The organism is Chitinophaga arvensicola, from assembly GCF_900110835.1.
Classification (GTDB): domain Bacteria; phylum Bacteroidota; class Bacteroidia; order Chitinophagales; family Chitinophagaceae; genus Chitinophaga; species Chitinophaga arvensicola.
This window is the reverse complement of record NZ_FOJG01000002.1, coordinates 3,828,289-3,845,203: the sequence shown is the minus strand read 5'-3', so window position 1 is coordinate 3,845,203 and position 16,915 is coordinate 3,828,289. Positions and strand designations below refer to the sequence as shown.

The window sequence follows — 16,915 nt, the reverse complement described above, 5'->3', positions numbered from 1 at the left end:
TCAAAATTATTTGAGAGGCCCTCTTTCTTTTTTGAGAATCATACTATCATTGATCAACATCGAATTTTTCGGTTGCTCCTGCGGTGGTGTGGTTACAGGTCATTGCAGCTGTGCCGCCTTCACTGGAAATAAATTTGCCATTATTCCCCTTGAAAGAAACCGTTCCATCGGAGTTGCTGATCCATTCAAACTGCTCCCATGGACCAATAGCGGTACGGTTACAGTTGATAGGCTGGGTACCGTTTTCGCTGCTTACGTATTTCCCCTGGTACTGCAGGGCTATCTTTCCGCCTCCGGCGGAAACTACCGTGAATTTTTCCCAGGGTCCTGCTCCATCGCGGTTACAGTTCATGGGCTGAGCGCCGTTTTCACTGCACACAAATTTTTTGTTGGAACCTCTGATGGTAATTGTCAGACCAATAGGGATACCGCCCGGGTTACCGGGATTGTTGTTGATGGGTGTCTGGATTACTTTCTGAATAGTGCCGTCCGCGTTGTAAAACAGTTTATCCACGCAGATGGAGCGTAGCCAGTCGTTATTGGAAAGGGCGCTGTTATGATAGAAAGCATACCACTGGCCTTTGTATTCTACAATAGATCCATGATTGGTGTAGCTGTCAGTAGGGTCTACGTAAATACCCTTATAGGTCCAGGGGCCCAACGGGTTGTTGCTGGTAGCATACCGGAGCCGGTTATGTTTGCCGTTTAGATCGTGGTTATCGGCATAGGATAAATAATAAACGCCGTTTCGTTTATGCACCCAGGTGGCTTCATGGAAATCTTCCAATCCCGTCATGGCCTGCATAGCGCCGTCTATTTCTGTCATATTGCTTTTCAGCTTTCCGCCTTTGCAGGTGCCGCCACCGCCATAATACAGGTATGCTTGCCCGTTGTCGTCCACAAATACGCAGGGATCTATATACGGCTCCAGGCCGGCAATATATCCCTGCACGGTGAAGCCGCTGGCCGGGCTTGTACTGGTGGCCACCCCGATCTTCCAGGTGTTGTTCCAGTCGGTGCCGCTGGGATGGGGGAAATAGAAATAATAAATGCCATTCTTATAGGCGCAGTCAGGCGCCCACATAAAGCCTCCTTCCGCTCTTCCCCATGGCACCTGGCTGGCCCGCAGGATCTCGCCATGATCTGTCCAGTGCACCATGTCGTTGGTGGAATAAACATGATACTGATCCATCAGATCGGCGCCCCGGGGCGGTGCTATGTCGTGCGACGGATACACATATAAGCGGCCGTCTGCCCATACATGTGCAGACGGGTCTGCCGTGTAGATGGAAGTGATAAAGGGATTGGTCATGCTGTCTGCCGCCGCAATAGCCGCTTCATTAGCATTGATTTTTTCATAACCGGCAGGAGTGTTCATTTTTGTGCAGCTGCTTCCGAAAATGAGCAGCAGTGCAAACAGTGGTCTGCATAGAAATCTCATGTGAGTGTGGGTTTAATACGTGGAATTTTTAGCTTGTTATCAGGGATAAACTACACATTTTGACTGCGGTATGATGACAGTGTTTTTTTTCTGACAGATGCTATTAACAGGAGGCACCTGTTACCCAAACACAGTGGCAACCAACCAATGTGTTGGCTACTTTCTCATAATGCCAGCGATTTTATAAAAAATACTTGGATAATAATATAATTTATTTTAATTATGTGTTTGAGAATGATTAGTCTAAATTTATCGGAATCATGCGCAACATACGGTATCGGCTGAACGAAGACAGGAGCACCTTGCTCAGCGTAGTTTTATTGTTGTCACTCACAGCCTGTCACCAGAACAGGATAGAAGAGCCAGACACCATCGCCGTAGCGGCGCCATCGGAAAAAGTACAGCCACTCACAGAAGAGGAGGACTCTCTGCAGGAAGTGAAACGGAACATTTCCTGGGACCAGATAGAGGTATTTGTTTTTTCCCAGGCACGTATCAACAACAAGGTGCCGTTGTTTACGACTAAAGCACGACTGGAAACAGCCATCGGCACAGCCGACAGCGTGATTTCTGCCAGGGGGGAAGATATCTGCGGTTCGCAGTTTGAGGACGATTTCGATTTTCTGTATAAAGAAGGCGCTACCTTCGAACTCTGTAAAGATTCCCTCGCCTGTGAAGAACTGGTGTTCAACGCCCACAATTCCCTCACCTGGGGCAAAATTACTTTTACCCGCAATACTACCTGGGAAAATATCAAGCAGCTTTTCCCCAATGCAGTATTGCAGGCAGAGAATGAAGGCCGGCGGGATATGATCACCCTGCGGGATGCATACAGTAAAGACAGCGACAGTAGCGTGAAATTATATTTTGAAGACGGGAAACTGGTACGTATCATTAACTTCATTCCTTGCTAAATGCAGGTATTATTATAAACGAAAAAGGATCAGTAGCCATAGACTACTGATCCTTTTTATGTAAATATCATGCTTACATCACCGGTGTCTTTCCGCCATCTACGGCGGTACTGGTACCGGTAATGTAACCTGCAGCCGGAGAAGCGAGGAAGGCCGCCAGTGCTGCTATTTCACGCGCTTCTCCAAAACGTTGCATCGGAATTTCTTTCAACCACTCAGCTTCTATCACTTCAGTAGAAACATTGCGGGCGGCTGCGCTGCTGTTAAACAATCCTTCCAGGCGGGCGGTGGAAGTAGATCCTGGTAATACATTATTGACCGTAACACCATGTGGTGCCAGTTCGGTAGCCAGGGTTTTGGACCAGGCGGCTACCGCCCAGCGGGTGGTATTGGATACGCCCAGGTTCTTTATCGGTGTTTTTACAGATGTAGAAATAATATTGATAATTCTGCCAAATCCGGCGCTGATCATGCCTGGTACAAAAAGTTGTGCTAATGCCTGGTTGCAGAGCAGATGCTGGGAGAAGGCGGCGGTGAATGCCGCTGCGTTAGCTTCCAGGATTGGTCCGCCCGCCGGCCCGCCGGTATTGTTGATCAGGATATGTATTGTGCCCTGCGCCGCTATCTTTTCTGCTGCTTCCTTTACCTGCGCGAGATCCGAAAAATCAGCCACTGCATAACGGTGTTGCTGGCCGCTACTGGTGGAGAGGGTGGGCAGCACCGCTTTTAACCTGTCTTCATTTCTGGCAAACAGGATACAGGTAGCACCCAGTAATGCCAGCTCTTCTGCTGTAGCCAATCCTATTCCCTGTGAGCTGCCGCACACAAGCGCCGTTTTTCCTTTTAATGAAAGGTCCATTCGTAATTGTTTTACGTACAATTTAACGAAAAATGTATCAACACAAAAGAGGGAAGGCTTGCGGCCTTCCCTCTTTTGTGTTTGCGGTAAATGTGATTATACACGCACATATATTTTTTTCCGGTCCAGCAGGTATCCCACTATCCAGCAGGTGAGCATAAAGGCCAGCGAAAATAGTAAGGAGCCAAACTTCCCTGGCGATAAGGGCTGGAAAATATGATCATTGATCCATTGATAAAGACTCACCCCATTCACCATGATAAAGTAAAACAGGATGGCCATTACTTCCGACAGGAGATAGAGAAACAGCGGATTTTTTCCGAATACGGTAAAAAATCCGGTGCCTTTGGTGAAGCCGAGAATATCTATCACAAAGATCAGCAGTGATAAGAGTAACAGGTCTATCCCTACGGTCAGCAGCACATAGGAACTGGTCCATAACTTTTTATTGATCGGGAAAACTGTATTCCAGGCATACGCGAGTAACAGGAAAGCTACACCGGCGACTACCATGCGAAGCAGGCCGGGTTTGGTTCTGCCCTGCTGCTGTACAAAAAGCCCTGTATAATAACCTGCCACTACGTTTACTACGGCGGGAATGGTACTGAGAATACCTTCCGGATCAAAGGCAATGCCTTCACCATGATACATATGGTTGTCGCCCAGGATTATTTTGTCGAGCAGGATACCGGCATTACCGTTAATACCATACTGGTCGCCGGGTGTACCGCAATACCACATGATAGCCCAATAGCCCAGGAGAAATAAAATACTAATGGCCCACACTACTTTTTTGGAGCAGTAGTGAATCAGAAGAGACGCAATGCAGTAGCACAACGCAATACGTTGCAATACGCCGAGCACACGGGTATGGTCAAATGGTTTGAATTCAAAACCGGTATCGGTGGCCTGCACAAACGGGAACCAATACATGAAATATCCCAGGAGAAAAATGATCAGGGTACGTTTAAAAATCTTTCCCAGTACTGCTGAGTTTCCCAGTTGTTCATACTTTCTCATGCTGAAGCTCATGGCGTTACCAACAGCGAAGAGAAAAGAGGGAAATACCATATCGGTGGGAGTCCAGCCGTGCCAGGCTGCGTGGTCAAGTGGCCAATAAGTGCCACCAGTGCCGCCAGTGTTCACTATGATCATGAAACAGACGGTCAGGCCGCGGAAAACATCCAGCGGCAAAAAGCGTTGAGAGCTTTGAGTCATTTCCCTTTAATTATTGGTTGATAAGATGGTAAGGAATGAAAAGAGCGTTGAGCTGCCTACAATATATACATCTAATTCACAAAATCCAAATATGAATTCTCGCCGGAATTATAAATTGAGACATATGGGCTAACGTGAGACAGGTATAATCCTTATTTTGTTGATTCCACTAAAATTTTACGTTATGAGTTACAGATGTATCGTGTGGTGTGTGGCCCTGCTTGGGCTGATGAGCTGCCAGTCCCGCGAAAAGGGGTTGTGGTCAAAAGAAAGAGCCAATACCTGGTATGCAGACAAAGGCTGGCTGCGGGGAAGCGATTTTATTCCCAGTACAGCCATCAACCAGCTGGAAATGTGGCAGGCGGCTACTTTTGATACGGCCACTATCGACCGGGAACTGGGTTATGCAGAAGGTATCGGGATGAACGCCATGCGGGTATACCTGCATCATGTTCCCTGGGTAGAAGATGCCGCCGGGTTTAAGAAAAGGATAAGTACTTATCTGGACATTGCTGACAAACATCATATTGTGACCCTGTTTGTGTTTTTTGACGACTGCTGGGACAGTACCTATCAGGCAGGCCCACAACGCGCACCCAAACCGGGCATCCATAACTCGGGATGGGTACAGGATCCGGGACTGGCTATTCACGAAAACCCGGCACTGACCGATACCCTGGAAAGATATTTTAAGGATGTGATGAGCTCATTTGCCAACGATAAACGCATTTTATTGTGGGACCTTTATAATGAACCAGGTAATTCCAGTCATGGCAACCGGAGTTTACCCCTGCTGGAAAAGGCTTTTGCCTGGGGCCGGGAAGTAAATCCTTCACAGCCATTGTCGGCCGGTGTATGGGACTGGAAGCTGAAAGAACTCTCCACATTCCAGTTAAATCATTCTGATGTAATTACTTATCATAACTATGCACCTCCGGAAGAACATCAACGGGATATTGATACGTTAAGGCCTTTGGGGAGACCCCTGATCTGCACAGAATATATGGCCCGTACCCGCAGCAGCCGTTTTGATAATATTATGCCGCTGTTGAAAAAAGAAAATATCGGCGCCATTAACTGGGGCCTGGTAGCGGGTAAAACCAATACCAAGTACGCGTGGAGTACGCCGATGCCTGATGGAAGTGAGCCACCTACCTGGTTTCACGATATTTTCAGACCGGATGGAACGCCTTATAGTGAAGAAGAAGTGAAAGTGATCCGGGGGTTAACCGGAAAATGATGTTGGCGGTTCGCTTCCGCGAGGTCGGAAGCGAACCGTAAAATTACATAGAGAAGCCCTTGCCCAGTACTTCATGCACTTCGTGTATTACCACAAAAGCCTCCGGATCGGTTTCCTGCACCAATGATTTCAGGCGCATCATTTCCTGTTTCCCGATCACCACATATAATACTTCCTTCGCCGCACCGGTATAAGCCCCATGACCATGTAACACAGTGGCGCCGCGTTTTAGCTCGCCGGTGATCCTGGCGGCGATGGCGTCTGTTTTCTCTGAGATAATGGTAATGGCGCGCTTGGTATTCAGACCATCTATCAGGTAATCTACTACCCTGGCACCTATGTATACCGCAATAAAGGTATACATGGTTTTTTCTATACCAATAATAAAAGAAGAGGCCAGGATCACCAGGATGTCGAAAATGAGCATCGCATTTCCCAGCGTCCACCCAAAATACTTCTGACATAACCGGGCTACAATGGCCGATCCGCCTGTGGTACCGCCCGACAGGAACACCAGGCCAACGCCAATGCCCACCAATAATCCTGCAAAAACGGCTGCCAGTAAAGGGTTAGTGGTAACAGGGGTAAGGGTGTTTTCTGTGAGATAAAGGAATAAAGAGCAGAAAAAGATGCCCAGGATCGTATATACCATGCCTCTCTTGTCGAGCAGCCGCCAACCCACGAGGATCAGCAAAGCATTGATGACGAAGTTGGTAACACCTGGCGACCAGCCCCAGTAATAATAGGTAACAATGGTAATCCCTATCACCCCGCCTTCTGATAATTTATTGGGGATAGCGAGGTAGTTGATGCCCACTGCAAAGATCAGTGCACCTGCTACAATGAGTAAAATGTTTTTCACATGCTCTTTCATGCCTGCAAAAATACGCTTTTGTCTTACTCGTCCTGACGGCCAACAAATTCTTAAAAAAAATTGCTACAATTATTTGGAATTAATAAAACTCGATGTATATTTGTCTACCAATTCAGTAGACTAATAAGGTCTGCCACCAGAGGGAAGCATCAGGCAAACGCTTCCGGCATCCTTTGACCACCAGCAAGGTGTTGCTGCCATCATTTTTGATAAAAATGTGTAAATAAAAATACACTATGAAAAGGCACACGCTGACTAGTGGAATGCGTCACCACACGCAATTTTCTGTGGTAAATATCACCTGTCCCCGTTATATTCAGGCGGTTGGCTGTTATTGTAGCCGCTGCTGAATAAAAAATCTTGCGTTCTGTAAGCTGTAAATAGAATGCCTGGCAAGGCTTGCGGGAAAGGTGTGCTGCAAATTTATTGGTGGTAAATTTATCAGTAACTCACCTCCCCGCATCCCCCTGGCATTTGTCAACTGAAATCTTAAACCAGATCTCACTCATTGCTTTCAACATGACAACATTCATCAACTGTGGAATCCTTATGTCAATTTCCGGCAAACCGGTTTGCACAGCTATAAAAGATAATATAACGTATATGGATACACGCTTTATGTGTGTATCTGTAACGGAATAGAATTGGGTTACTATCCATTGAAATTAAACGATCAACTTCAGTTCAAAGGGGCGTTGCCTCAAACATTACTGGTGGGTTTTGTCGGCAATTGCCCCGGGAGCTGAAGCTATTGGTCGCGTTATTAAAAAGACTGCTTCCAAAAACCAACTATTAATCTAAAGATATTTTCCGGAAGCGGTCAGGATGTACGTAGTAACGTATACGCCTATACTTTTTTCGGAAAGCCTAATTAAAATGAAGGAACCACTTGTTTTCAGGTATGGTCCCCAGTGCCAGCAAGTCCCGACCCGTGTCGGGACTTCTATTTTAATATAAGCCGGCAAAAGTGAATATTGGATTCATGTTTTAGTATACCCGATAACGTTAGTGTATTGTTTATATCTCCTGATCCGCAGATAAGTATTTGTTTTTGCTGCAAAGCGGTGCTACACCATCCTCTTAAGCAGCTCCGTTCCACTGTTTATATATAATACTCCACTCCCCGTTATTCATCTCCCGGAAAAATATTTTCAAAAACCTTATGGAAAATATTTTACTCTTTCATCTAATTAAAAAAACAATTTACCATGGACTCAGCTAAAATCCCGGGGAATGATTTCCTCGACATTCTTTTCTATGGAAGGAACAAAGATTATGGGGCCTACGAATTACGCAGTCGTTACGACAAACGTGTTCGCAACGCAGTAATGGGCACCGCTTCTATTATGCTGGTAATGATCGGCGGGTATGCACTGAACAATACCCTGATGGCCGCTGATAATGTACACCGGCCGGTGTTTGTAGCAAAGGATATTATATTGGACAACGTGAAATTACCGGATCCAGATCCTGTTATTCCACCACCACCTGCACATGCAGCCCCTCCTCCGGCCGCCGCTACCAAAGCATTCACCAACCCTGTGATCACGGATAAAGACGTGCCACCGGATGAAATGCCGCCCAAACACACTGAGCTGGAAGGTAAAATTATCGGTGTACATAATGTAGATGGCCCGGAAGGTGGACTCGATGTAGATCTTGGTTCAAGCGGCAATGGTAAATCCGGTGTCATCACCGTAGAAAACAAAGCCGCCGATGCAGACGGCCCGCTCTCCTTCGTGGAAATTATGCCCGAATTCCCCGGTGGTGAAGCCGCCCTGGCAAAATATCTCGGTAAAAATATCCGTTACCCGCACCTCGCACAGGAAAACGGAATACAGGGAACCGTATTCATTCAGTTTGTTGTAAACCGCGATGGCACCATCTCCCAGGTAAAAACAAATGGCGCTGCCAAAGGTGGCGGCCTCGAAGAAGAAGCCATCCGCGTGGTGGGCAAAATGCCCAACTGGAAACCCGGCAAACAAAACGGTCAGACTGTAGCCGTATTTTTTAACCTGCCTGTCAGGTTTACCCTTTCCGAGAACTAAACAATTCCTTTAACACTTGAGTCAATAGCCCGAAAAAGCTATCCCGCAGGGATGGACGGACATCTTATATTATTATCTGTTTAAATTTTCTCCTTGTCTGTTATCCCTTTTACCCGCGCATTCTGATTCCTGATACCAGTCCCGGCCCGCATATAGCGGCCGGGACTATCATTTACCGCCAATACGTCTTATTAGATAATATTCAAACATTATCACTTTAAATCGAACAAAAATCAAAAAAGCCAAAAATTAACATAATAATTATTAATTTAACAGCCGCTTAGTTCTTCTTCTTTAGCACTATAAACGGATAATTAGTATGGAAGCGCCGGTAAATAATTCGCTGCAACAGTTCAAAAACCTTGTTGGAACCAAGTTTCAGCTGTATAATAGCCTTTTCACCTCTTTGCCTTTTCACCGCGTGGAAAAGACCGGGATCTTTTTGTCCCTGTTCCTGCTCCACTGCGAAGAAGGATATGCCAAAGGCAACAGCCCCCAGGAAATTATGGATTCCTTTTTTTCTCAGTATACCACCTATACAGAGGAAAAGCAACGCACCGACCTCCTGTTCCGCTTTGTACAATATGCAGAGCGCCAGGTAGTATTGTTCGATGCCCTGGAAGATGCCGCCTTCCGCAATATCCGCGACCTGCAGGGCGCGGGAACCCTCCGTCACCTGCAGTCGGAAGTGATCCAGGAACAGGCACAGGATCAGCTAAAGGAGAAACTGAAAGATTTTTCCGTGCGACTGGTACTCACCGCACATCCCACCCAGTTTTACCCCGGCGAAGTACTGGGCATCATCAATGACCTGTCTAAGGCACTCATCGATGAAAACACCAGCCAGGTAAACATGTACCTGCAACAACTAGGTAAAACCCCCTTCTTCAAAAAAGAAAAACCCACCCCGTATGATGAAGCGATCAGCCTGGTGTGGTTCCTCGAAAATATATTTTACCAGGCGGCCGGTCGTATCCTGTCGTCTATCCGCGCGCAATTCCCGGGCGCCATCAGCAGCGATAATTCCCTGATCCGCATGGGCTTCTGGCCCGGCGGCGACCGCGATGGCAACCCCTTCGTAAAAGCACCTACCACCGTGGAAGTAGCAGCAGCACTGCGCGCCTCCATCATGAAGTGCTATTTCCGAGAAGTACGGAACCTGCGCCGCCGCCTTACTTTCAAAGGTGTGGAAAACGTAGTGGCCGCCCTCGAATCAAAATTATCCCGGAACCTCTTCCTGCCCGGCCATAAAGCTGATATCAGCCGCCAGGAAATACTGGATACGTTATCGGATATACGAAATACCATCATGGCTGATCTGAACGGCCTGTTTGTACATCTCGTCGATAATCTTATCAGCAAAGTGGAAATATTCGGTCTCTTTTTCGCTTCCCTCGATATCCGCCAGGATAGCTCCATTCACGAAGCTGTGCTGGAAGCTGTATCTGCAAAAACGGATGCCCTGCCAGATAACTACCCTTCCCTGAAGGATGAAGAAAAGATTAACCTGCTACTCAATATCAATAACGCCATAGATCCCCTGGCACTGGAAAATCCATTGCACCAGGATACCCTGCAAACCATCGCCTCCATCAAAGAAATTCAGGCTGCCAATGGAGAAGAAGGCTGCAACCGCTATATCATCAGTCACAGCACCAGTGTACTCAACGTTATGGAAGTATACGGCCTGTTCCTGCTGAGCGGCTGGAAAAAAGAAGAGATCACCGTAGATATCGTACCGCTGTTTGAAACCATCGACGATCTGCGCCACGCCGGACAAGTGATGAAACAGCTGTATGAAAATGCAGACTACCGCGAACACCTGCGCCGCCGCCAGTGTAAGCAAACCATTATGCTCGGCTTCTCAGACGGTACCAAAGATGGCGGTTACCTCATGGCCAACTGGAGCATCTACAAAGCCAAAGAAGAACTCACCGCCATCTCCAAGGAGTATGGTATCAACGTCGTGTTCTTCGACGGCAGGGGAGGTCCTCCGGCACGTGGCGGCGGAAAAACACACCAGTTCTACGCTTCCATGGGCAGAAACATTGCCAATAAAGAAATACAGCAAACCATCCAGGGACAAACCATCAGTTCCAACTTCGGAACCGTGGATGCGGCCCAGTTTAATATGGAACAGCTGATCCACGCCGGTATCAGCAATGAACTGTTCTCTTCCCGCGAAGTAACACTGAGTAAAGCAGAAGAAAACCTGCTGCAATCTCTCGCAGATGCAGGTTATGCGGCCTACAATAAATTAAAAACACATCCGCATTTCCTGGCTTACCTGGATCATGCGAGCCCGCTGCGCTACTATGCGGAAGCCAATATCGGCAGCCGTCCCAGCAAGCGTAATGCCTCTGCCAAACTCAATCTCAACGACCTGAGGGCAGTACCTTACGTAGGCGCCTGGAGCCAGCTGAAACAGAACGTACCCGGCTATTACGGTGTGGGCAGCGCGCTGCAACAACTGGAAAAACAAGGCAAGTGGGAGGAAATACAGGCGCTGTATGTACATTCCTTGTTCTTCAGAACCCTGCTGGATAATTGTGTAATGGCCATGAAGAAAAGCTACTTCCCGCTTACCGCTTACCTGGCGAAACATCCGCAATACGGCGAAGTATGGCAGATGATCTACAATGAATTTGAACTGACCAAGAAATACCTGCTCCTGCTCACCAATGAATCCGAGCTGATGGCTGGCAGTCCCATCGACCTGCTGTCTATCCAGATGAGGGAAAGAATTGTGCTGCCGCTGCTCACTACCCAGCAATATGCACTCACGCGCATCCGCGAGCTGGATTCACATCTGGACAACGGGCAGGGAAGGGAAACCTACGAAAAGCTCATTATGCGCTGCTCTTTTGGCATTATCAACGCTGGCCGAAACTCAGCGTAAACATTATATACATCCCGGTTACGGAGTTGTGTGGAGATAGTAAAGGTAACACTACCGGTTACGATCTCTGTGCAACTCCGTAATTCGTAATTCGTATTTCGTAATTCTTCCCTACTTTTACACCTCCTTAAGTAACTTCTCTATATATGGCAAACAGCTTATATGACTTTGGAATGATCGGCCTCGGCGTAATGGGCAGAAACCTGTTACTCAACATGGCAGATCATGGCTTTTCCGTTATCGGCTTTGATAAAGACGCTGCCAAGAACAGCGCCCTGGAATCAGCCGCTACTCCCGGTACTACTGTAAAAGGCGTTGCAGAGCTGGCCACAATGGTTCAGTTGCTCGAACGTCCGCGCAAATTAATGATGCTGGTACCCGCCGGTCAGCCGGTGGATGACGTAATTGCATCCCTGTTGCCGCTGCTGGAGCAGGGCGACGTTGTAATAGATGGTGGTAACTCCCACTACACCGACACCTTACGCCGTGTGCAGGAACTGCGCGGAAAAGGCATCCATTTTATGGGTATGGGTGTTTCCGGTGGTGAGCAGGGTGCCCGTACAGGCCCCAGCATCATGCCCGGTGGCGACCTCGATGCCTATGCAAAGGTGAAACCTATGCTGGAGGCAATCGCCGCCAAAGTAAAGGATACCCCTTGCGTAGCTTACCTCGGTAAGGAAGGCGCCGGTCACTATGTGAAAATGGTACACAACGGTATTGAATATGCTATCATGCAACTGATCAGCGAAAGCTATTCCCTGTTGCAGAAAGGCGCCGGTCTGAACAACGACCAGCTGCACGAAGTATTCAAAAACTGGAACCAGGGCGCTTTACAGTCTTTCCTGGTAGAAATTACCGCTGATATCTTCCTGCAAAACGACGATAAATCAGACAAACGCCTGGTAGATGTGATTTCCGATAAGGCCGGTTCCAAAGGCACCGGTAAATGGACTTCACAGGATGCCATGGAACTGCCGGTAGCCGTTCCCGTAATCGATACCGCTGTGGCCATGCGTACCCTCTCCGGTTACAAAGACCAGCGCGTACAGGCTGCTTCTATCTATAAAGCACCTGAAGCTGCTATTCACGCCGACGCAGAAATGTGGATCAAACAGGTACACGATGCACTCTATTTTGCTACCATCCTGAGCTATGCACAGGGCCTGGCTATGCTGAGAGAAGCCTCCAACGACCTGAAAATGGAAATCCCGTTACCGGAAGTCGTGAAAGTATGGAGAGGCGGATGTATTATCCGTTCTACCCTCCTGGAAGTGTTCACACAGGCTTATCAGAAAAATGCCGACCTGCCTAATATCCTCCTGGATGAAGGCGTAGCTTACCTGATCCAGTCTGTTGTTGACAACACCCGCAGTGTGATAGCGCAAGCCGCCGCCGCAGGTATTCCTGTTGCCGGCTTCATGTCTGCCCTGTCTTATTTCGACGCTTTCCGTACCGAACGGATGCCTACTAACCTGATTCAGGCGCAGCGCGACTACTTCGGCGCGCATACCTATCAGCGGATAGATATACCTGGCACCTTCCACACGGAATGGCAGCAACACTAAAAATGTTCATCTTTAATTAAATATATGCAGATCCATAAACGCCCGCCTGCATCCATCCTGTTCATATTCGGAGGCAGTGGCGATTTAAACTACCGGAAACTAACGCCTGCGTTATACAATCTCTTTTTAGATGAGTGGATGCCTGAGCAATTTGCTATTGCTGGCTTAGGCCGCAGCCCATACAGCAACGAAGACTATAATAAACACCTGCTGGAAGGGATCAGTAAGTTTTCCCGTCGGAAGGGCGAGCAGAATGGTCACTGGAAAGATTTCAGCGATCACGTTACTTACCTGCAGATGGATGCAGAAGATCCTGCATCTTATAGCAAAATCACAGATTTCGTTACCAAAAAGGAAGAAGAGTGGGGCGTTCACCCTACCGTGATCTTTTACCTGGCAGTAGCACCGCAACTGGTACCCAATATCGCTACCCGTCTCGGTGAACTGAACCTTTGCTCCGATAAACATTGCACCCGCATTGTGGTGGAGAAGCCATTCGGCCATGATCTGCAAAGTGCGCATGAGTTGAATGAACTGCTGGCAAAGAAGTTTACAGAAGAACAGATCTATCGCATAGATCACTACCTCGGTAAAGAAACTATCCAGAATATCCTTGCATTCCGCTTTGCCAACGCTTTGTTCGAACCGGTATGGAACCGCAATTACATCGATAATATCCAGATTACCGCCGCTGAAAGCGTAGGTCTGGAAGGTCGTGGCGGCTACTACGAAAGAGCAGGTGCCCTGCGTGATATGGTGCAGAACCACATCCTGCAGATCATGTGTATCCTCGCTATGGAAGCACCGGTATCTTTCGATGCCAATGAAGTACGAAACAAAAAGGTAGATGTACTCAACGCGATCCGCCGCATCACACCGGATAAGGTGCATGAACACGCGGTACGCGGACAATACTCTTCCGGTTGGATGAAAGGAGACAAAGTGCCTGGCTACCGCGAGGAAAAAGGCGTGGATCCGAAATCCAATATCGATACTTACGCTGCCGTTAAATTCTATATTGACAACTGGCGCTGGCAGGGTGTTCCGATCTATGTAAGGACCGGTAAATACCTGCACCAGAAAGCGACCAATATCATTATCACCTTTAAAGAAGCACCTCCTTATTCCTTCCCGATGGAAGCTGCACAAACATGGCGCCCCAACAGGCTCACCATCAGCATCCAACCGGAAATGGATATACGCATCCGCTTCCAGGCCAAACGCCCCGGACAAACCATGACACTGGATCCGGTAGATATGACCTTTAACTACGATGCCGCCAATGGCGAACATGCACCGGAAGCATACGAAACACTGCTGCTGGATGTAATGGAAGGCGATGCTACCCTGTTCATGCGTGGCGACCAGGTGGATGCTGCATGGAAAGTGATCATGCCTATCCTGGAAACATGGGAAAACCGCACACCGCAGGACTTCCCGAACTATGCACCCGATTCATGGGGCCCCGATGATGCAGATGCACTCGTTGCCCGCGACGGTCATACCTGGATTAATTTACCTACTAAATAATAATTACGGACCATTGCTGAAATGGTCCGTAATTCTTTTCATCTTATGGAACTACATATCGCAAAAGATCCTGCCCAGCTGAGTGAAAACGTAGCCGCATGGATCAGCAATTACATACTGGAAGTATTACAATCACAGGAGCGTTTCACTTTTGTGCTGTCCGGTGGTAATACGCCTAAACAACTGTATAGCCTGCTGGCCAAAGCTCCCTATAACATGGTGATTCCATGGGAAAAAATACATTTTTTCTGGGGAGATGAAAGAGATGTGCCTTTTGAAGATGAACGGAATAACGCCCGCATGGCTTTTGAATCACTGCTGGATAAAGTAGGCGTAAATCCCGAAAATATCCACGTAATGCGTACCGATATCGGCCCGGAAGAATCTGCCGCCGAATATGAAAAAGTCCTGAAATCCTATTTCGGCAAAGAAGACACTACTTTCGACCTGGTATTACTGGGTATGGGAGACGACGGACATACCCTGTCCCTCTTCCCCGGCTTGCCCATTGTACACGAAAAGAAAGCATGGGTAAAATCCTTTTTCCTGGAAGCACAGGATATGTACCGCATCACCTTAACCGCTCCGGTAGTCAACAAGGCTGCCTGTGTATTGTTCCTCACCACTGGTGCTAACAAAGCCATCACCCTGAAAAATGTGATTGAAGGCACTTTTGACGCAGAGAAATTCCCTTCTCAGCTCATCAGACCGGAAGAAGGAGAACTGCACTGGTTTGTAGACGAAGCTGCTGCAGGAGCTATGGAAATTTAACAAAACATAAAACGATAAGAGCGAAGGCCTGGGCGGATATCATCATCCACTCAGGCCTTCTGCTTTCTGCTTTCAGCTATTTTCTGTAGCTTGTGATGGTAACAACAACGATGAGATTATGTTTGATAAGCCCATATTCGACGCACACCTGCATATCATTGATCACCGGTTTCCCTTGCAGCCTAACCAGGGTTTTCTGCCATCAGATTTTTCTGTGGCAGACTACCAGCAACAGGCAGCAGCACTGAATATCCAGGGCGGCGCAGTAGTATCCGGCTCTTTCCAGGGATTTGATCAGGGTTACCTGCTGGAAGCGTTGAAGCAGCTGGGACCCGGTTATGTTGGCGTTACGCAGATACCGGCGAGTACCAGCGATGAGGAAATTATAGCCCTGCACGAAGCAGGTGTTCGTGCTGTCAGATTCAATGTACAACGCGGTGGTTCTGAAAGTGTAAAACACCTGGAGCAACTCGGTCTGCGTGTATACGATCTCGTGAAATGGCATGTGGAATTGTATGTAGACTCCCGGCAGCTGCCAGGATTATCTACCACCCTGCACAAATTGCCCGCCGTAGTCATTGACCACCTCGGCTTATCCAAAGCCGGATTTAAATACTTATTGCCACTGGTAGAAAAAGGAGCCCGCGTAAAAGCCACCGGCTTCAGTCGCTGCGATTTTGACGTACTCACCGCCATGCGGCAGATTACCGCCATTAACGCAGGCGCCTTACTGTTTGGTACTGATCTGCCATCTACCCGTGCCCCACGCCCGTTTGCAGCCAGTGATCTGCAACTGATCCTCCAGAATTTTCCGGCGGATATCGCAGCGAAGATCTGCCGGGAGAATGCATTGGGATTATATCAGCCACGCGGGTAATCACCTTCAGCAATGATTGGCCTGTTGTAATTTTTTATCTGGTATAAAAAATATCGGGAGATAAGGTCGGATAACTCCTTCCTTATCTCCCGATATTTTTATCCCTGTCCTCATTTATGGAATACCCTGCTGGTAAGCAATCAGGTAGGTTTGCATGATCACACAGGGTACAAATTCTTCTGCCGAACCGGGATAAAGAAACAGGTCTTCCATGGTGTATTCGTAAAACGTAGCATTGTTTTCCATGGAATCATAAGCGACAAAAGGAATCACCAATGCATCCCGCGCATTTATTTTTCTTTTGAATATTTCCTCCCAGTGGATACCTTCAAACAGTTCTTTGCGGATAAGTTGCGCTTTCATCTTTTCCGGGAAGTATTTGGATGGTAACACCTGCGCTACTTTCCCGTCATCCGAAAATGTGATTTTCAAAGAAAAAACGGAAGAAACCTTCTTAATGATCAGCTCCTTGGGGTACCAGGCGTTTTTGTCTAACACTCTACGAAGTGCTTCCCTGGCAGGCAGTGGAGTAGTTTGAGCAAGAGCAGTATTAAAAAGAAAGCAACAGATAAGGAACAGGGAGATACGCATGAGTTAACAGGATTTATTGTATTCTAATTTACGACGCTATCTGGGTTTTAAAATTCTCAAGAAAAAAAATCCTGATTGATCATTACAA

Annotated in this window: 13 protein-coding genes; 8 read left to right on the top strand and 5 right to left on the bottom strand. The window is 47.7% G+C overall.

The features are described from left to right. Positions 1 to 46: 46 nt before the first annotated feature. Positions 47 to 1,441, bottom strand: coding sequence for a family 43 glycosylhydrolase (locus BMW79_RS32615; protein ID WP_245752768.1), 1,395 nt, complete (start codon positions 1,439 to 1,441; stop codon positions 47 to 49). A gap of 260 nt (positions 1,442 to 1,701) precedes the next feature. Between BMW79_RS32615 and BMW79_RS32610 the strand changes: the two genes are divergently transcribed. Then, a complete protein-coding gene (locus BMW79_RS32610) occupies positions 1,702 to 2,355 on the top strand; it encodes a hypothetical protein (RefSeq protein WP_089903616.1) in 654 nt (217 codons plus the stop codon). A 73-nt stretch (positions 2,356 to 2,428) separates the two neighbouring features. Here the strand turns inward: BMW79_RS32610 and BMW79_RS32605 are convergent, their stop codons facing one another. Then, a complete protein-coding gene (locus BMW79_RS32605) occupies positions 2,429 to 3,214 on the bottom strand; it encodes an SDR family oxidoreductase (protein WP_089903613.1) in 786 nt (261 codons plus the stop codon). A 96-nt stretch (positions 3,215 to 3,310) separates the two neighbouring features. After that, a complete protein-coding gene (locus BMW79_RS32600; protein ID WP_089903610.1) occupies positions 3,311 to 4,432 on the bottom strand; it encodes an acyltransferase family protein in 1,122 nt (373 codons plus the stop codon). A gap of 184 nt (positions 4,433 to 4,616) precedes the next feature. On the opposite strand from BMW79_RS32600, the gene BMW79_RS32595 reads away from it, so the two are divergent. Continuing rightward, positions 4,617 to 5,672: a cellulase family glycosylhydrolase gene (locus BMW79_RS32595; protein WP_218150491.1), complete on the top strand. Its 1,056-nt coding sequence runs from the start codon at positions 4,617 to 4,619 to the stop codon at positions 5,670 to 5,672. Between the two features lie 43 nt (positions 5,673 to 5,715). Here the strand turns inward: BMW79_RS32595 and BMW79_RS32590 are convergent, their stop codons facing one another. Beyond that, positions 5,716 to 6,546 carry a YitT family protein gene (locus BMW79_RS32590; protein ID WP_089903607.1) on the bottom strand — a complete coding sequence of 277 codons (831 nt, stop codon included), beginning with the start codon at positions 6,544 to 6,546 and terminating at the stop codon, positions 5,716 to 5,718. 1,208 nt (positions 6,547 to 7,754) lie between these two features. Here BMW79_RS32590 and BMW79_RS32585 point away from each other — a divergent pair. The 6 genes from BMW79_RS32585 (at position 7,755) to BMW79_RS32560 (ending at position 16,236) form a co-directional block, all read left to right on the top strand. Continuing rightward, positions 7,755 to 8,594, top strand: coding sequence for an energy transducer TonB (locus tag BMW79_RS32585; protein ID WP_089903604.1), 840 nt, complete (start codon positions 7,755 to 7,757; stop codon positions 8,592 to 8,594). 319 nt (positions 8,595 to 8,913) lie between these two features. After that, entirely contained in the window at positions 8,914 to 11,493 is a 2,580-nt protein-coding gene (locus BMW79_RS32580) for a phosphoenolpyruvate carboxylase (RefSeq protein ID WP_089903602.1), read from the top strand. 146 nt (positions 11,494 to 11,639) lie between these two features. Then, positions 11,640 to 13,058: an NADP-dependent phosphogluconate dehydrogenase gene (gene gndA / locus BMW79_RS32575; protein ID WP_089903599.1), complete on the top strand. Its 1,419-nt coding sequence runs from the start codon at positions 11,640 to 11,642 to the stop codon at positions 13,056 to 13,058. Between the two features lie 24 nt (positions 13,059 to 13,082). Further along, on the top strand, positions 13,083 to 14,588 hold the full coding sequence (gene zwf, locus BMW79_RS32570; protein WP_089903597.1) for a glucose-6-phosphate dehydrogenase: 1,506 nt from the start codon (positions 13,083 to 13,085) through the stop codon (positions 14,586 to 14,588). A gap of 45 nt (positions 14,589 to 14,633) precedes the next feature. Then, a complete protein-coding gene (gene pgl / locus BMW79_RS32565) occupies positions 14,634 to 15,359 on the top strand; it encodes a 6-phosphogluconolactonase (protein ID WP_089904521.1) in 726 nt (241 codons plus the stop codon). A 118-nt stretch (positions 15,360 to 15,477) separates the two neighbouring features. Then, positions 15,478 to 16,236 carry an amidohydrolase family protein gene (locus BMW79_RS32560; RefSeq protein ID WP_089903594.1) on the top strand — a complete coding sequence of 253 codons (759 nt, stop codon included), beginning with the start codon at positions 15,478 to 15,480 and terminating at the stop codon, positions 16,234 to 16,236. A 114-nt stretch (positions 16,237 to 16,350) separates the two neighbouring features. Here BMW79_RS32560 and BMW79_RS32555 read toward each other — a convergent pair whose 3' ends face one another. Beyond that, the gene (locus tag BMW79_RS32555) at positions 16,351 to 16,827 is read right to left on the bottom strand and encodes a hypothetical protein (RefSeq protein ID WP_143059319.1); all 477 of its coding nucleotides are present in this window, start codon (positions 16,825 to 16,827) and stop codon (positions 16,351 to 16,353) included. Positions 16,828 to 16,915 lie beyond the last annotated feature (88 nt).